This is a genomic window from Pyxidicoccus xibeiensis, from assembly GCF_024198175.1.
Classification (GTDB): domain Bacteria; phylum Myxococcota; class Myxococcia; order Myxococcales; family Myxococcaceae; genus Myxococcus; species Myxococcus xibeiensis.
The window spans coordinates 114045-127257 of sequence record NZ_JAJVKV010000014.1 but is presented as its reverse complement, the minus strand read 5'-3'; the positions used below and the strand labels follow the sequence as shown (position 1 = coordinate 127257).

Below are 13213 nucleotides of genomic sequence, written 5' to 3'. Positions count from 1 at the left end.
GATTTGTGGACGCCCCCCTGCCCTCGGGGGCCGCCCGGGGCCCGGCACCGCACACCCTCCAGAGTGGAGCGTGCCGGCCCACCGCCCTGCCCGGCTGCTATCCGGAGAGGCGCGGCGGGGCCGGTTGACGGCAGGCGCCGGGGCCGCTCAGCCCGCGACGGGCGGGGGAGGCGGCTCGGCGACGGCGACGTCCAGCGCCAGCTCGATCATCTCGTCGAACGACGTCTGCCGCTCCTGCGGGGTGAGGTGCTCGCCCGAGAGCAGGTGGTCGGAGACGGTGAGCAGCGCCAGCGCGCGGGCATTGAGCTCCGCGGCCACGCCGTAGAGCCCGGCGACCTCCATCTCGATGGCCAGGATGCCCAGGCGCGCCAGCGTGGCGTTGAGGCCCTCCTGCGGGTGGTAGAAGAGGTCGGACGTGAAGACGGAGCCTGCGCGCACCGGCCTGCCGCGCCGCTCGGCCGCCTCCACCGCCCGCCGCGCGAGGGTGAAGTCGGCGGCGGCCGGGAAGTCATGGTCCATCAGCCGCATCCGGTTCACCTTCGAGTCGGTGCCGGCGGCCGTCGCGACGATGACGTCCCGCAGCTTCACGTCCTGGCGCAGGGCCCCGCAGCTGCCCACGCGGATGAGCACGCGCGCGCCATACGTCTTGATGAGCTCGGTGGCGTAGATGGAGATGGAGGGGACGCCCATGCCGTGGCCCATGACGGACAGGCGGCGGCCCCGGTACGTACCGGTGAAGCCATACATGTTGCGCACGGAGGTGACGCCACGGGCCTCCTCCAGGAAGCGCTCGGAGATGTAACGGGCCCGGAGGGGGTCACCGGGCATCAGCACCACGTCGGCGAAGTCGCCCGGTGCGGCGGAGATATGGGGGGTTGCCATGGGCGCGCACCCTAGCGCAGCTACGGCCCCGCCACCCACGATACGTGGAAGTGGGCATCCAGCGTGGACAGGCTGTAGGTGGAGGGCAGCGGCGGGAAGGGCGCGGCCTTCTTCACGGCGGCCAGCGCGGCGGCGTCCCACGCCTTGGAGCCCGACTCCATGGACACCGTGGCGGAGACGAGCTTGCCGTCGCGGCCAATCACCGCCTGGACGACGGTCTTCTTCCCCAGGGCCGGAGTGCCCTTGGCACCGGGCTGTCGCCACTTGCCGGCCACGCGGGTGTAGACCTTCTGCTGGTAGTCGGCGCTCTTCAGCTCGTTCTGGAAGAAGGCCTCCAGTCGCGGGCTGCCGGCGGCGGCCAGCGCCACGGGGGCCACGCAGAGTGTGAGCAGCGCGACGAGGCTCAGACGGCGGATGCGGGACAGGGGCTCCAGGGTGCTCCCTCCATCGGTGGACGGGGCGCGAAGCTAGCCTGTCCCACGGCAAGCAGCACGGGCCCCTATCGCCCGCTGCCGCGCGGGTCGACAATGGAACACCCGCCCGAGAAGGGAGCGCACCGCCATGTCCACCACCCTTCCACCCGCCAGCGCCGCGCTGCTCCCTCCGGGTCCCCGCGGTGAGCCGCTGCTGGGCAACCTGCGGGCGCTGCGCAAGGACCCGCTCACCTTCCTCCCCGCGCAGGTGCGCGAGTACGGCGACGTGGTGCGCATGCGGGTGGGCCCGGTGTCGGTGACGCTGCTGGCCCACCCGGATGCGATTCGCCACGTCCTCCAGGACCACGCGCGCAACTACGACAAGCAGACGCGCGGCTTCGCGGTGATACGCGAGCTGCTCGGGCAGGGGCTGCTCACCAGCGAGGGAGACTTCTGGTTGCGCCAGCGCCGACTGGCCCAGCCCGCCTTCCACCGCCAGCGCCTGGCGGGCTTCGCGCGCACCATGGTGGACGCGACGGCGGACCTCGCCGCGGCGCTGGAGGCGCGCATCGCCAGCGGCCAGCCCTTCGACGTGGCGGAGGACCTCACGCACCTGACGCTGCGCATCGCCGGCCTCACCCTCTTCGGCACCGACGTGAGCAACGAGTCGCGCGCGGTGGGCGAGGCGCTCGGCCGGGTGCAGACGTTCGCCAACGCGCGCCTCACGCAGCTCATCCAGCTCCCCCGCGCCCTGCCCCTCCCGTCACACCGGCGCTTCGAGCGGGACGCGGCCACGCTGGACCGGGTGGTGCGCACCATCATCGAGCGCCGGCACCGGGAGGGAGCAGAACACCACGACCTCCTCCAGATGCTGATGGAGGCGCGCGACGAGGACACCGGCGAGCGCATGAGCGACACGCAGCTGCGCGACGAGGTGATGACGCTGCTGCTGGCCGGGCACGAGACGACGGCCAGCGCGCTGGCGTGGACGGTGGTGCTGCTGTCGCGCCACCCCGAGGTGCGGCGGAGCCTGGAGGCGGAGCTCGCCCGGGAGCTGGCGGGCCGCAACCCCACGGTGGAGGACCTGCCAAGGCTCGCGCTCACCCGCCGCGTGGTGGACGAGTCGCTGCGCCTCTACCCTCCCGCGTGGATTTTCTCCCGCAACGCCATCCAGGACGACGTCGTGTGCGGCTTCCGCATCCCCCGGGGCTCCTACGTGCTGCTGGTGCCCTGGGTGACGCACCGCCACCCGCGCCTCTGGGAAGCGCCCGAGAAGTTCGACCCGGACCGCTTCCTGCCCGAGCACGAGCGCGAGCGGCCGCGCTTCACCTTCTTCCCGTTCGGAGGCGGGCCTCGCCAGTGCATCGGCAACCAGTTCGCGATGATGGAGCTGGTGCTGGTGCTGGCCACGCTGCTCCAGCGCGTGCGGCTGGACCTGGCGCCGGGCCACGACCTCGCGCCCGCGCCGGCCATCACCCTGCGCCCGCGCCCCGGCGTCTGGGTGACGGCCACCCAGGCTTGACACGGGCTCCAGGCCCCAGGACTCAGGCCGCCAGGGCCGGGTAGTCCGTGTAGCCGCGCGCGTCGCCGCCGTAGAAGGTGGACGGGTCCGCCGGGTTGAGCGAAGCGCCCTTCTGGAAGCGCTCGGGCAGGTCCGGGTTGGCCAGGAAGGGCGCGCCGAAGGACACCAGGTCCGCCATCCCCGCGGTGATGATGGCGTTGGCGCTCTCGGGCGTGAAGCCACCGTTGACCATCAGCGGCCCCCGGAAGCGCTCACGCAGCAGCGGCAGCACCCGCGTCGTCCCCGGCGGCATGTCGAGCCCCGGCGCCGGCTCCATCACATGAAGGTAGGCCAGCCCCAGCTTGTCCAGCGCCCCGGCCGCGTAGCCGAACGTCGCCGCCGGGTCCGAGTCCGACATGCTGTTGAACGGATTGGTGGGCGACAGCCGCACGCCCACCCGGTCCGCGCCCAGCACGCCGATGACGGCCTCCGTCGCCTCCAACAGGAGGCGCGCGCGCTTCTCCACGGTGCCGCCGTACGCGTCCGTGCGGTGGTTGCTGCCATCCCTCAGGAACTGGTCCAGCAGGTAGCCGTTCGCCCCGTGCACCTCCACGCCGTCGAACCCCGCCTCCTTCGCCCGGCGCGCGGCCTCGGCGAAGTACTGCACGAGGCCCGGAAGCTCCTCCAGCGCCAGCTCCCTCGGCGTGACGAACTCCCTCGGCCCCTGCGTCGTGTACAGCGTGCCCTTCGCGGCGATGGCGGACGGCGCCACCGGCTGCGCCCCGCCCGGCAGCATCACCGGGTGGGAGATGCGCCCCACGTGCCAGACCTGGAGGAACATGCGGCCACCGCGCGCGTGCACGGCGTCCGTGACGCGCCGCCAGCCCTCCACCTGCGCGTCCGTGTGGATGCCCGGCGTATTCGGGTAGCCGTAGCTGTGGAGCGACGCCTGGGTGGCCTCGGTGATGATGAGCGCCGCCGACGCCCGCTGCGCGTAGTACTCCGCCATCAGCGGCGTGGGCACCTGCTCCGGCCCCGCCCGGTTGCGCGTCATGGGCGCCATGACGATGCGATGCGGAAGCTTCAGGGAACCAACGGTCACCGGAGTGAACAGGGGCTGCGACATGGAGCACCTCCCGCGAGGGAAAGAGTCGATGACGCCTGAAGTAATGAGGGGCGTTCAAACATTCAAATGAATGTTTGAGTGTCGGGCGCTCAGTCCACGAGGCCGCGGATGGCCTCGGCGAGCAGCTCGCGGTTGAGGACGCAGTAGGCATGAGGCCCGTCCTTCCGCTTGGAGATGAGGCCCGCGCCCTCCAGCACCTTCCCGTGGTGGGACAGGAGGGCAGCACTCACCCCCATGGCCTCCGCGAGCTGGTTGCCGCACAGGTCTCCCTGGTGCGCCAGCATCTCCACGATGCGGACGCGGCACGGGTCGGCCAGCGCCTTGAACACCTTGGCCCGGTGTTCGGCGGTCAGCGGGGCGGAAGGCTGGGGAGCGGGAGCAGCCACGGAGCAACCCTAACCAGGGGGCCCCTGGCACCGCAACGCGCCCACGCCAACGCCGCCGGCCCACATCGCTGCGAGGCCCGGGCGCCGTCGGCCTGTCGCGCCTCGCGCCGGCATCCGGCCGGGTCCCCGGGCGCGCGTCCGGGCGCCGAGCGGGCCCGCCCGGGCCGAAGCGAGGTCCGCCCCGCCCGGCCGTGAGGCGAGCAGGCGTCGAGCACCCGCGCCACCTCGGGTTGCATCCCCCCCGCACGTCCGGGACATTACCGGCGGAGTAGGGACGATGCTTGGCTACCAGACAAATCCACAGTGGCGGGACATGTCTGACTTCGTGGTGCACTTCACGAAGCCGGGGCCGCCCTACCATGACTCCTACCAGAACATGATGAACATCCTCGGCTCGAGGACGCTCATCCCTGGCGGAGAGGGCTTCGGCATGGCCCGCAGGGAGCCGGCCGTCGCGGAGCGTCACCGCTCGGTGTGCTTCAGCGAGATTCCGTTGGACCAGCTCGGGCGGCTCGTCCAGCGCCGCAGCCTGTATGGCATCGGCTTCAGCAAGAGCTACATCCTCTCCCAGGGCGGCGGTCCCGTCTGGTACGTCCAGTACGCCTCGCCCGCGCACCTCGCGCTGAAGCACCAGGTGCAGCAGGCGCTCGCGGCGAAGGAGCCCCAGCGCGAGCCCATCTGGTCCATGACGCCCTTCGTGGACATCCAGGGCGACACCCACAACGCGCCCTACAGCTACCGCTTCGACTGGGAGCGGGAGTGGCGCGTGCCGGGGCTCTTGCGCTTCACCGAGTACGACGTGGCCGCCCTCTTCCTTCCGGAGGAGCTGCACCCTGTCGCGCGCGGCTTCTTCGAGTGGGCCGTGAAGGAGAAGGCCGGCCCCGGCTACTTCTGCCCCTGCCTGGACCCGCTGTGGAAGGCGGAGCAGATTGCCGAGGCCCTGGCGAAGCACGCCGAGGAATCCGCGCGCCTCAAGGCGGGCTAGCCGTCCCTACTCGAACAGGGACAGCTCGGCCAGGGAGGAGAGCCCGAATGGCTGTCCGGGATTCCCTGCGGAGAAGTTCGCCGCCGTGAAGCGCACGAGGCGTACGGGCCCCACGTCGGCCAGGGGCGCCTCTCCGAAGGCCACCCCATCCTCGGGGCGCAGCGGCCCGTCGAAGGGACTGTCCCATTGGGTCCGCTCACCAAACCGCGGCTCGGGGAAGTAGAGGAAGGACCTGTCCCGCTCGGGCAGCAGCAGTGGGGAGAGCGCCAGGAGCGACCACTGCTCGCCATCGAGGCTCCCCTCGAGCTTGAAGTGGATGCCGCCGTGTCCGCTCATGCCCCGGACCACGGCATGCCGGAGCCGCCGGGGCTCCGCCAGGGTGACGATGAGGCTGGACGGCCCGATGGGTCCATCGCGGAGCCCCACCTGCTCCAGGCGCCCATCCGTCCAGGGGCAGGCGCCCTCCCCTGGCGAAGGCTCGCACGACGCCCCCCGGCTGACGGGCACGAGGCCGCCGACGGGCAAAGGCTCCACCGCCGTGCGCCACTCCATGCGAAAGGTGAGAAAGGAGCTGACGGCGCCCAGCGGACGGAACAGCCACTCGCCCAGCGAGAGGGCCCGCAGCTGCAGCGCCGGACTGGCGAAGTCCTCCAGGATGTAGGGGCTCGCCGTCCAGGGCGACGTCGCGCCCCACCAGCGGTACACCGTCTTCCCCTCACTGGTGACGAGCAGCACCGCCTCCGGCGTCGTGGGGGGGGCGGGGACGATCTCCTGCTCCAGGGTGGAGGTGTTCGCCAGCTCTCCGGTGGGGGGCAGCTCCGGCACGGGGGGCGCCGGTTGGAAGGACACGACCTGCCCTCCAGGGCCCTGCTCCACCGTCAGGCGCGCATCCCAGGGCTTCAGCGCCGGCAGCTCCACGTCGTCCCAGAAGAGGAAGGACACGAAGGTGCCCGTCCCGTCCTCCTCCAGCCGCGACACGCGGAAGCGGTAGGGCTGGCGGGCCCACTCCGGCTGCGTGGGGTCCGGCGCCTGGACGTCGCCGAAGCGCATCTCCAGGAAGAAGTCCCCGCTGGCCTCGGTGGCGGCCGTGCCATAGGGCTTGAAGTCGGGCATGCGGAAGGGCGCCGGCGGCCCCCCTCCGTTGGGAGGGTCCGTCTGGAGGGTGCGCTCGTAGGCCAGCGTCGCGCCGGCCAGGGGCGTGCCGTCACGGTTCCACGCGCTGCCGTAGGCGAAGATGGGGTCGGTATCCATCCGGTCGCAGCCGGCGGAGAAGAGGACGGCGAGCAGTCCCAGGGACAGGTAGAGGCGGCGCATGTCAGTAGCTCCCCTTGAGGCCGAGCAGCGGGACGACGACGGGCACGCCGATGGACTCGCGCTTCAGCTTGCCGTTCTGCCGCGTGTACTCGTACGCGAAGACCTCCTGCTGGAGGGACAGGTTGAGGATGTCCAGGTAGGCCTCCAGGTTGAAGTCCTCCATGGCCCAGGACTTCGCGGCGCGGAAGTCCACGCGGAAGAACGGCCTCAGCCGGTCCACGCGGTCCGCGTCCTCCCGCACCCAGACGCGGTACTTGTCCGGCGTCATCCCCTCGCGCTGCGTCACCGAGGAGATCTCCCCGGACTCGGGCCGGCCGGTGTTGAAGTGCACCACCGTGCCCAGCGTCCAGTTGTCGCCGAGCTTGTAGCTGATGGCGGCGTTGACGACGTGGGCCTGCTCGAAGGCGAAGGGCAGGTCGGCCTCCGCCATCCCTTCGACGGTGGCGTTGTCCGCGTAGCGGGGGAAGCGCTTGTGGCGCTTGCTCTGGACGAAGCTGTAGGTGGCCCAGCCGAACCAGTGGCGGCTCAGCGGGTGGCGCACCATCAGGTCCAGGCCGTAGGTGTAGCCGCTGGCGGCCGGGTCTTCGCGCAAGAGGCCCCGGCGCTGCCGGTTCTCCAGCACCGACTTCACGTCGAACTCCACCGTGCGCCACAGCGGGTTGTAGAAGACGTCTCCACTCAGCTCCAGGCCCTCGGCGACCTTCCACTCGGCGCCCACGTCGAACTGGGCGCCCTCCTGCAGGCCGTAGCGCAGGCCGGCCGCGTCCACCGCGGGCAGGTGCAGCAGGATGGTGGGCGCCTGGCGGTAGACGCCTCCGCCGCCCTTGAGGGTGACCGCCTCCGTGAGGGTGTGGCGCACGCTGACGCGCGGCTCCACCGAGACGTGGGTGATGCCGGGCACCAGGTGGTACGAGTCCACGCGCGCCCCGGGCAGCACCACCCACCGTTCGGACGGCCGCCACGTCACGGCCGCGAACGCGCCAGCCAGGGTCCCCAGCGACGAGGGCTTCTTGAGCGGGTGCGCCTCGTCCGTGGGCCGCCAGCCGGGAGGCCGCGCGGTGCCGCTCATGTCCGTGGCCACGCGCCGGTGCTCCACGTCGCCGCCGACGTGCAGCTCCAGCGACTCGCCCACCGGCCGCTTCCAGCCCGCGCGGGCCGCGAAGCTGACCTGGTTCAGGCCGTACTTCCCCACCGTGACGACCTCCAGGGGCCGGCTGGGGAGCCGCTCGTTCACCATCATCTGCTCGCCCTCGACGCCCATCTCGTCCAGGCCCACGGTGAAGCCCAGCTCGCCCTCGCCTCCCGCCAGCGGGTGCGTGCCGCGCAGGTCCACCCGGTGGAAGGCGGAGGTGACGGTGCCGCCCACGCCGCCCTCGTAGTTCCCCGCGCCCTCGCCCACGTCGTCGGAGCTGCCCAGCGCGAACACCCGCAGCCGGCCCTGCCCCACCTTCTGCTCCACCCGCACCTGGTAGTCCCAGAAGCCGGCATGGAGGCGGTGCTCCTCCTCGTTGTTGAAGATGGCGTAGGCCACGGGGATGAGCAGCCCCATGTAGCTGTAGCGGCCGGCCACCGTGACGGACGTGCCCGTCGACTCGAAGGGATACTCGATGAAGCCGCCGCTGTTGACGAGGTCCGCGTAGGCGGTGACGTGCAGCCGGTCCTCGCGGGGCTTGCTGAGGCGCCCTTCCACCGCGCCCCCCATGAGCCGCCCGTACTGCACCGGCGGCGTGCCCGGATGGAAGTCGATGGTGTCGATGAAGTCCGGGTGGATGACGGCCGGCCCGAGCAGCAGGTGGTACAGCATCGGCACGCGCACGCCGTCCAGGAAGTAGCCGGTGGAGGCGGGCTGGCCTCCGCGCACCACGGGGTAGCCCAGGCCGGAGGCGACGCTGGCCACGCCGGGCATCAGCATGATGACCTTGAACGGGTCGCCTTGCGTGCCGGGCACCTCGCGCAGCTCCTGCTCGTGCAGGGTGATGCGGGTGACCTCGGTGCGCGGGCGGTCGTCGCGCACCACCGTCTCATACGGGTTCACCATGCCGGGCTGGAGCCGGTACACCACCTCGATGGACTGGCCCGAGGAGAGCGTCTCCTCGAAGGTGGCGGACTTGTGGCCCGGCGCGCGCACCTCGAGGCGGTGGGTGCCCGGCGCCACCTCCAGGGTGAAGCGCCCCTGGGCATCCACGAGGGTGGCCGGCTCGGTGCTTCCATCCAGGAAGAGCGCCGCGTCCGCCAGGGGCCTGCGCGTGCCGCGGGCGCGCACCTCACCGGTGAGCCGGGCGTCCGTGAACGCGAGCGCGGCGGGAGGCTCGAAGCGGTAGACGAACGGCAGGCGCACCGACACCGCCCGGTCCCCCAGCTTCGCGGGGGAGAAGCGCAGGCCCGGGGCGGCCTTCAGCGCGGCCTCGGTGAGGCGCGCCTCCGGGGGGGCCTCCACCACCTTCACCTCGGTGACGGCCCCCTGCTCGTCCACCACCAACTCCAGCTTCACCTCGCCCGGAGCGCCCACCAGCCCCTCGGGCCACGCGGCGGGCGAGTCGGAGCTCAGGACGGGAGGCTGCAACCACACCCCGCCGTCGGCGGCGCCCAACCCCAGGCGCGACGCATCGTCCTGGGAGACGGCGGTGCCGGCGTCAGTGACCTGGACATCCACCTCCACCGCTCGGGGCTCGCTGGTGGCGGAGGGGGGCGCCTGGGCACCCGAGATGCCCGGCAAGGCGAGCAACGCGGACAGCAGCACGGCGAGAAGAAGCGGGACTCTCATTTACCAACCCGAGCACACATCCGAGGTCGTCTGATGGCTCTCTGTGGCTCCGGCCCGCCTCCAGCATTGACGCCACATGCACCCGCAACTGTCCATCCCTTCGTGGGAATAGGACCCGGCCCGCAATCATCTCGGGTGCGGAGGGAAAGGGGCTTGACCCTGCACCTTGGTGCAGACCGTAGGGTTGCGTGCATGAACCGACCCGACTCCCTCGAAGGCACGGCCCGCGTCGTGCGCGCCAGCGCTCTTTACGATTTGTTCGTCACCCTGCCCTTCGCCACGCCCTGGACGGCCAGCCTGGTGGTGGAGGGGCTTCACCGGCTGCATGGCCAGCTGGGCCTCGCCGGGGCGGCCCCGCCGGCCTTCGACCCGCTCCACCTGCTCTTCGTGAGCCTGTTCGGCACCATCGTCACGCTGTGGGCGGCAGTCCGCGTGTGGCGTCCCGAGCCGGCGTTCGGCGCGGTGGACACGGCGGGGCGCGCCGCGTTCTCGCTGTGGATGGCGCATGCGCTCTGGCTGGGGCAGTCCCGCCTGCTCGTCGCCTTCCTCGTGCTGGAGCTGGGGTGGTTCTTCGTCCAGGGCGGTGCCATCCTGCGCTGGAGGAAACACCATGAGCACGCGCGACTCGCGGAAGCGACCTGACCTTCCCTCCACCCTGCGCATCAGCGAGCTGGCCCGCGCCGCGGGCGTCGGCATCCCGACGCTGCGGTTCTACGAGCGCAAGAAGCTCCTCCCCTCCCCGCAGCGGACGGAGAGCGGCTACCGCGCCTACGAGCCGCGCCACGTGACGCGGGTGCGCTTCATCCGCCGCGCGCAGGAGCTGGGCTTCTCGCTGAAGGAGGTGGGCGCGCTCCTGGCCGTCTCCGACAGGAAGGTGCCCTCCTCCACCGACGTGGAGCGCTTCGCGGCGGCGAAGCTGGAGGCCATCGACGCGCGGGTGAAGGACCTCCAGCGCATGAAGCGCGCCATCCTCGGGCTGCTGGCGGAGGGCGTGTGCGAGGACGCGGACGCCGAGTGCCCCGTCCTGGCCTCGCTGGGCGGCGCTCCCGCCAGCCCGTCCTCCCGGCGCGCGCGGGGCTGACCCTCCCCGCGCGCCCTCGAAACCCGGGGGCCCATTTGATGCCGGAGCAGGCGCCTCCGTAGACTGCCGGACCAGGACACCCAACGCGCCGCACCTCCATCATGGACCTGACCCTCTGGGCCACCTTCACGCTGACGATGTTCCTCTTCGCCATCACCCCGGGACCGGCCGTGCTGCTGGTCGTGTCCCAGGCGATGTCGCGCGGCTTCCGCGCGGGAATGGGCGCGGCGCTCGGAGTCCAGACGGGCAACGGGGTGTACTTCGGAATCTCCGCCGCCGGGCTGGGCGCGGCGCTGGCCGCGTCTCCTCTCGTGTTCGACGGCATCCGCTACGTGGGCGCGGCGTACCTCGTCTACCTGGGCATCCGCACCATCCTCTCGGCCCGGAAGGGGCTGGCGCTGGACCAGCGGCCCAAGCCTCCGCTGTGGCGCGGCGCCTTCGCGCAGGGCGTGGTGAAGCAGCTGGCCAACCCCAAGTCCATCCTGACCTTCGGCTCGCTGCTGCCCCAGTTCATCAGCCCCGGGCACGACACCGCGCTCCAGTTCGCCGTCTACGGCCTCACCTGCGTCGTGGTGGAGGTGCCGGTGCTGGCCGTCTACGCCTGGCTGGGCGTCGCGGGGGGCCGCGTCTCCAGCTCCACGCGGGCCATCGTCTGGCGCGAGCGGCTGTCCGGCGCCGCCCTGGTCTCCATCGGCGCCGTGCTGGCGACGGTGCGCGGCAGGGCCTGAGCCGGCCGCCAGGGGTGAGTCACGGCACGCCTGCCTGGCTGCCCTTCACCGTCCACGAGCCGACAGACGCGAGTCCCCGCCGGCTCCCTCCGGCGTGACGGGATGGTTACTCCTCCTGGCCTGAGGGTGGGACGGGCGAGGGGGAGGAACCAGGTGGGCGGGAAACGCTTTTCGAGCGTCTTGCTGGCATGTGTCGCGGGCCTGATGGTGGCGTGCGGAGGCTCTGGTGCGGGCCCGACGGACGGGGCCGGGCCGCCGGGCGAGTCTCCGGGGCTGCCGCCCGGACCTCCCGGCAATGAGCCCCCCGACGCGGGCCTGCCTGACGCGGGAGCCCCGGACAGCGGGACACCGGACGCGGGCCCGGCGCCAGGCGGGCCGGACGCCGGAGTGCCGGACGCGGGGCCTCCGCCGACGCGCCCCACCGTGTGCGCGCCCACCGCGGGCGAGCCGCAGTGGGTGACGGAGGGCGAGGCCGTCTCCGCCACCGTGACGTGCGGCACCGGCCACGTCGCGCCGACGCTGCGCTTCGCCGTGGACAACCTGCCCGCGGGTGCGAGCTTCGACGAGACCACCGCCACCCTGCGCTGGACGACGGCGAAGGGACAGGCGGCGGTGTGGAACCTGACGCTGCGCGAGCGCAGCACGGACGAGACGGGCACGCTCAAGGTGGGCGTGGCCGTGCGGCTGCCGCCGGATGCCGACGGGCGGACGTCGGTCGTCATCCCCGACCCCATGACCTACACGGAGGAGTACGGCCTGCCGGTGTTCCACCTCACCCATGAGGGCGCCCTCAGCTCGGGCGGCTACATCCCCGCGCAGCTCGTCTACCGGGGCAAGCGCCACGACATCGAGGCGCAGTACCGGGGCGCCACCTCCAGCGTGTTCCCCAAGCGCAGCCTCACCTTCAAGTTCAAGGACGAGGACCTCTTCGACGAGCCCGTCTTCGGCGACGGCTTCATGGACCGCAAGCGCGTGGTGCTCATCACCCCGTTCAACGACAACTCGTACCTGCGGGCGCGGCTGGCGTTCGACCTGTGGAACCGGATGTCTCCGGACCACGTGAAGATTCGCACCTACAGCGGGGTGCTGTACGTCAACGGCAAGTACCTGGGGCTGTTCACCGTCTCTGACCACGTGAGCAAGCGGCTGATGGCCGCCCATGGCATCGACAAGGACGCGGACCTGTTCAAGGCCGTGCTGAACACCGCCAACTTCTCCCGGCTGACGAAGAACGGTGCGCCCAAAGCCAACCTGTGGGAGGGCGTGGAGAAGAAGGAGGGCACACCCGAGGAGGGCAAGCCCTACGCCTTCGACCCGTACGATGCGCTGGTGGCCTTCGTCTCGGACTCGGACGCGGAGGTGTTCCGTGCGGACTTCCCGCAGCGGATGAACGCCAGCGACTACGTGGACTGGTGGATCTTCAACACGCTCATCCTGGGCGTGGACTCGCAGGCGAAGAACTCCTACCACGCCTATGACCCGGCCACCGGCGGCCCCTGGCGCTACATCCCCTGGGATTTGGACGCCAGCTTCGGCCAGAGCTTCGACACCACCCGCACCTCGGCCACCGCGCGCATGACGTTCGCGGAGGACAACCTGCTCTTCAAGAGGATGCTGGCCGAGCCGACCATCGCCGGGCCCATGCGCGAGCGCTACCGCAAGCTCCTGCAGAACGAGGTGAAGCTGGAGACGGTGCTCGCCCTCATCGACACCTACGTGAAGGAGACGGCGCCCGCGGCGCGGCGCGACTGGGCCGTCTGGGACACCCGGTACAAGACCTTCGGCACGGCCGCGTCGGGGGGCGAGGGCAACTTCCCCAACTGGGACGACCGCCAGGACTTCAACGAGTACGAGCAGGAGGTGGAGTACGTGCGCCAGTGGGTGAAGACCCGCTGGCCGGCGCTCCAGCAGCAGCTTCCGTAGCGTGACGCGGCGGACGGCCTACCGCGCTCCGGGCACTGGCGGCGAGCCACTCTGCCGCCTGGTCGAGGTGCGGATTGAGCCCGGCTCTCACGGTGGGCGCCCCCGCGGGG

Annotated in this window: 12 protein-coding genes; 6 read left to right on the top strand and 6 right to left on the bottom strand. The window is 71.6% G+C overall.

Features of this window, described 5'->3' with window-relative positions; translation table 11 throughout:
* Positions 1 to 147: 147 nt before the first annotated feature.
* Together deoD and LXT23_RS39965 are read right to left on the bottom strand one after the other, a co-directional pair.
* The gene (gene deoD, locus LXT23_RS39970; protein WP_253985717.1) at positions 148 to 882 is read right to left on the bottom strand and encodes a purine-nucleoside phosphorylase; all 735 of its coding nucleotides are present in this window, start codon (positions 880 to 882) and stop codon (positions 148 to 150) included.
* A 20-nt stretch (positions 883 to 902) separates the two neighbouring features.
* The gene (locus tag LXT23_RS39965) at positions 903 to 1250 is read right to left on the bottom strand and encodes a TonB family protein (RefSeq protein WP_253985716.1); all 348 of its coding nucleotides are present in this window, start codon (positions 1248 to 1250) and stop codon (positions 903 to 905) included.
* A 193-nt stretch (positions 1251 to 1443) separates the two neighbouring features.
* Between LXT23_RS39965 and LXT23_RS39960 the strand changes: the two genes are divergently transcribed.
* Entirely contained in the window at positions 1444 to 2817 is a 1374-nt protein-coding gene (locus LXT23_RS39960) for a cytochrome P450 (RefSeq protein ID WP_253985715.1), read from the top strand.
* A gap of 22 nt (positions 2818 to 2839) precedes the next feature.
* Here LXT23_RS39960 and LXT23_RS39955 read toward each other — a convergent pair whose 3' ends face one another.
* Together LXT23_RS39955 and LXT23_RS39950 are read right to left on the bottom strand one after the other, a co-directional pair.
* Positions 2840 to 3922: an alkene reductase gene (locus LXT23_RS39955; protein WP_253985714.1), complete on the bottom strand. Its 1083-nt coding sequence runs from the start codon at positions 3920 to 3922 to the stop codon at positions 2840 to 2842.
* An 89-nt stretch (positions 3923 to 4011) separates the two neighbouring features.
* Entirely contained in the window at positions 4012 to 4308 is a 297-nt protein-coding gene (locus LXT23_RS39950) for an ArsR/SmtB family transcription factor (RefSeq protein WP_253985713.1), read from the bottom strand.
* 313 nt (positions 4309 to 4621) lie between these two features.
* Between LXT23_RS39950 and LXT23_RS39945 the strand changes: the two genes are divergently transcribed.
* Entirely contained in the window at positions 4622 to 5293 is a 672-nt protein-coding gene (locus LXT23_RS39945; RefSeq protein WP_253985712.1) for an abortive infection system antitoxin AbiGi family protein, read from the top strand.
* A gap of 6 nt (positions 5294 to 5299) precedes the next feature.
* On the opposite strand, the gene LXT23_RS39940 is transcribed toward LXT23_RS39945, so the two are convergent.
* Positions 5300 to 6607: a hypothetical protein gene (locus LXT23_RS39940; protein WP_253985711.1), complete on the bottom strand. Its 1308-nt coding sequence runs from the start codon at positions 6605 to 6607 to the stop codon at positions 5300 to 5302.
* 1 nt (position 6608) lies between these two features.
* Complete coding sequence (locus LXT23_RS39935) at positions 6609 to 9371, bottom strand: TonB-dependent receptor domain-containing protein (protein WP_253985710.1); 2763 nt, start codon at positions 9369 to 9371, stop codon at positions 6609 to 6611.
* 192 nt (positions 9372 to 9563) lie between these two features.
* Here LXT23_RS39935 and LXT23_RS39930 point away from each other — a divergent pair, with 192 nt between their 5' ends.
* The 4 genes from LXT23_RS39930 (at position 9564) to LXT23_RS39915 (ending at position 13103) form a co-directional block, all read left to right on the top strand.
* Entirely contained in the window at positions 9564 to 10013 is a 450-nt protein-coding gene (locus tag LXT23_RS39930) for a hypothetical protein (RefSeq protein ID WP_253985709.1), read from the top strand.
* Positions 9982 to 10452 carry a heavy metal-responsive transcriptional regulator gene (locus LXT23_RS39925; RefSeq protein WP_253985708.1) on the top strand — a complete coding sequence of 157 codons (471 nt, stop codon included), beginning with the start codon at positions 9982 to 9984 and terminating at the stop codon, positions 10450 to 10452. The genes LXT23_RS39930 and LXT23_RS39925 overlap by 32 nt, the downstream gene beginning before the upstream one ends.
* 101 nt (positions 10453 to 10553) lie before the next feature.
* On the top strand, positions 10554 to 11180 hold the full coding sequence (locus LXT23_RS39920) for a LysE family translocator (protein WP_253985707.1): 627 nt from the start codon (positions 10554 to 10556) through the stop codon (positions 11178 to 11180).
* 204 nt (positions 11181 to 11384) lie between these two features.
* On the top strand, positions 11385 to 13103 hold the full coding sequence (locus LXT23_RS39915; RefSeq protein ID WP_253985806.1) for a CotH kinase family protein: 1719 nt from the start codon (positions 11385 to 11387) through the stop codon (positions 13101 to 13103).
* Positions 13104 to 13213: the final 110 nt, after the last annotated feature.

Excerpts from the sequence above, each read along its gene's own strand:
- deoD (WP_253985717.1), bottom strand. The coding sequence starts at position 882 with ATGGCAACCCCCCATATCTCCGCCGCACCGGGCGACTTCGCCGACGTG.
- LXT23_RS39960 (WP_253985715.1), top strand. The coding sequence starts at position 1,444 with ATGTCCACCACCCTTCCACCCGCCAGCGCCGCGCTGCTCCCTCCGGGT.
- LXT23_RS39955 (WP_253985714.1), bottom strand. The coding sequence starts at position 3,922 with ATGTCGCAGCCCCTGTTCACTCCGGTGACCGTTGGTTCCCTGAAGCTT.
- LXT23_RS39945 (WP_253985712.1), top strand. The coding sequence starts at position 4,622 with ATGTCTGACTTCGTGGTGCACTTCACGAAGCCGGGGCCGCCCTACCAT.
- LXT23_RS39940 (WP_253985711.1), bottom strand. The coding sequence starts at position 6,607 with ATGCGCCGCCTCTACCTGTCCCTGGGACTGCTCGCCGTCCTCTTCTCC.
- LXT23_RS39935 (WP_253985710.1), bottom strand. The coding sequence starts at position 9,371 with ATGAGAGTCCCGCTTCTTCTCGCCGTGCTGCTGTCCGCGTTGCTCGCC.
- LXT23_RS39930 (WP_253985709.1), top strand. The coding sequence starts at position 9,564 with ATGAACCGACCCGACTCCCTCGAAGGCACGGCCCGCGTCGTGCGCGCC.
- LXT23_RS39925 (WP_253985708.1), top strand. The coding sequence starts at position 9,982 with ATGAGCACGCGCGACTCGCGGAAGCGACCTGACCTTCCCTCCACCCTG.
- LXT23_RS39920 (WP_253985707.1), top strand. The coding sequence starts at position 10,554 with ATGGACCTGACCCTCTGGGCCACCTTCACGCTGACGATGTTCCTCTTC.
- LXT23_RS39915 (WP_253985806.1), top strand. The coding sequence starts at position 11,385 with ATGGTGGCGTGCGGAGGCTCTGGTGCGGGCCCGACGGACGGGGCCGGG.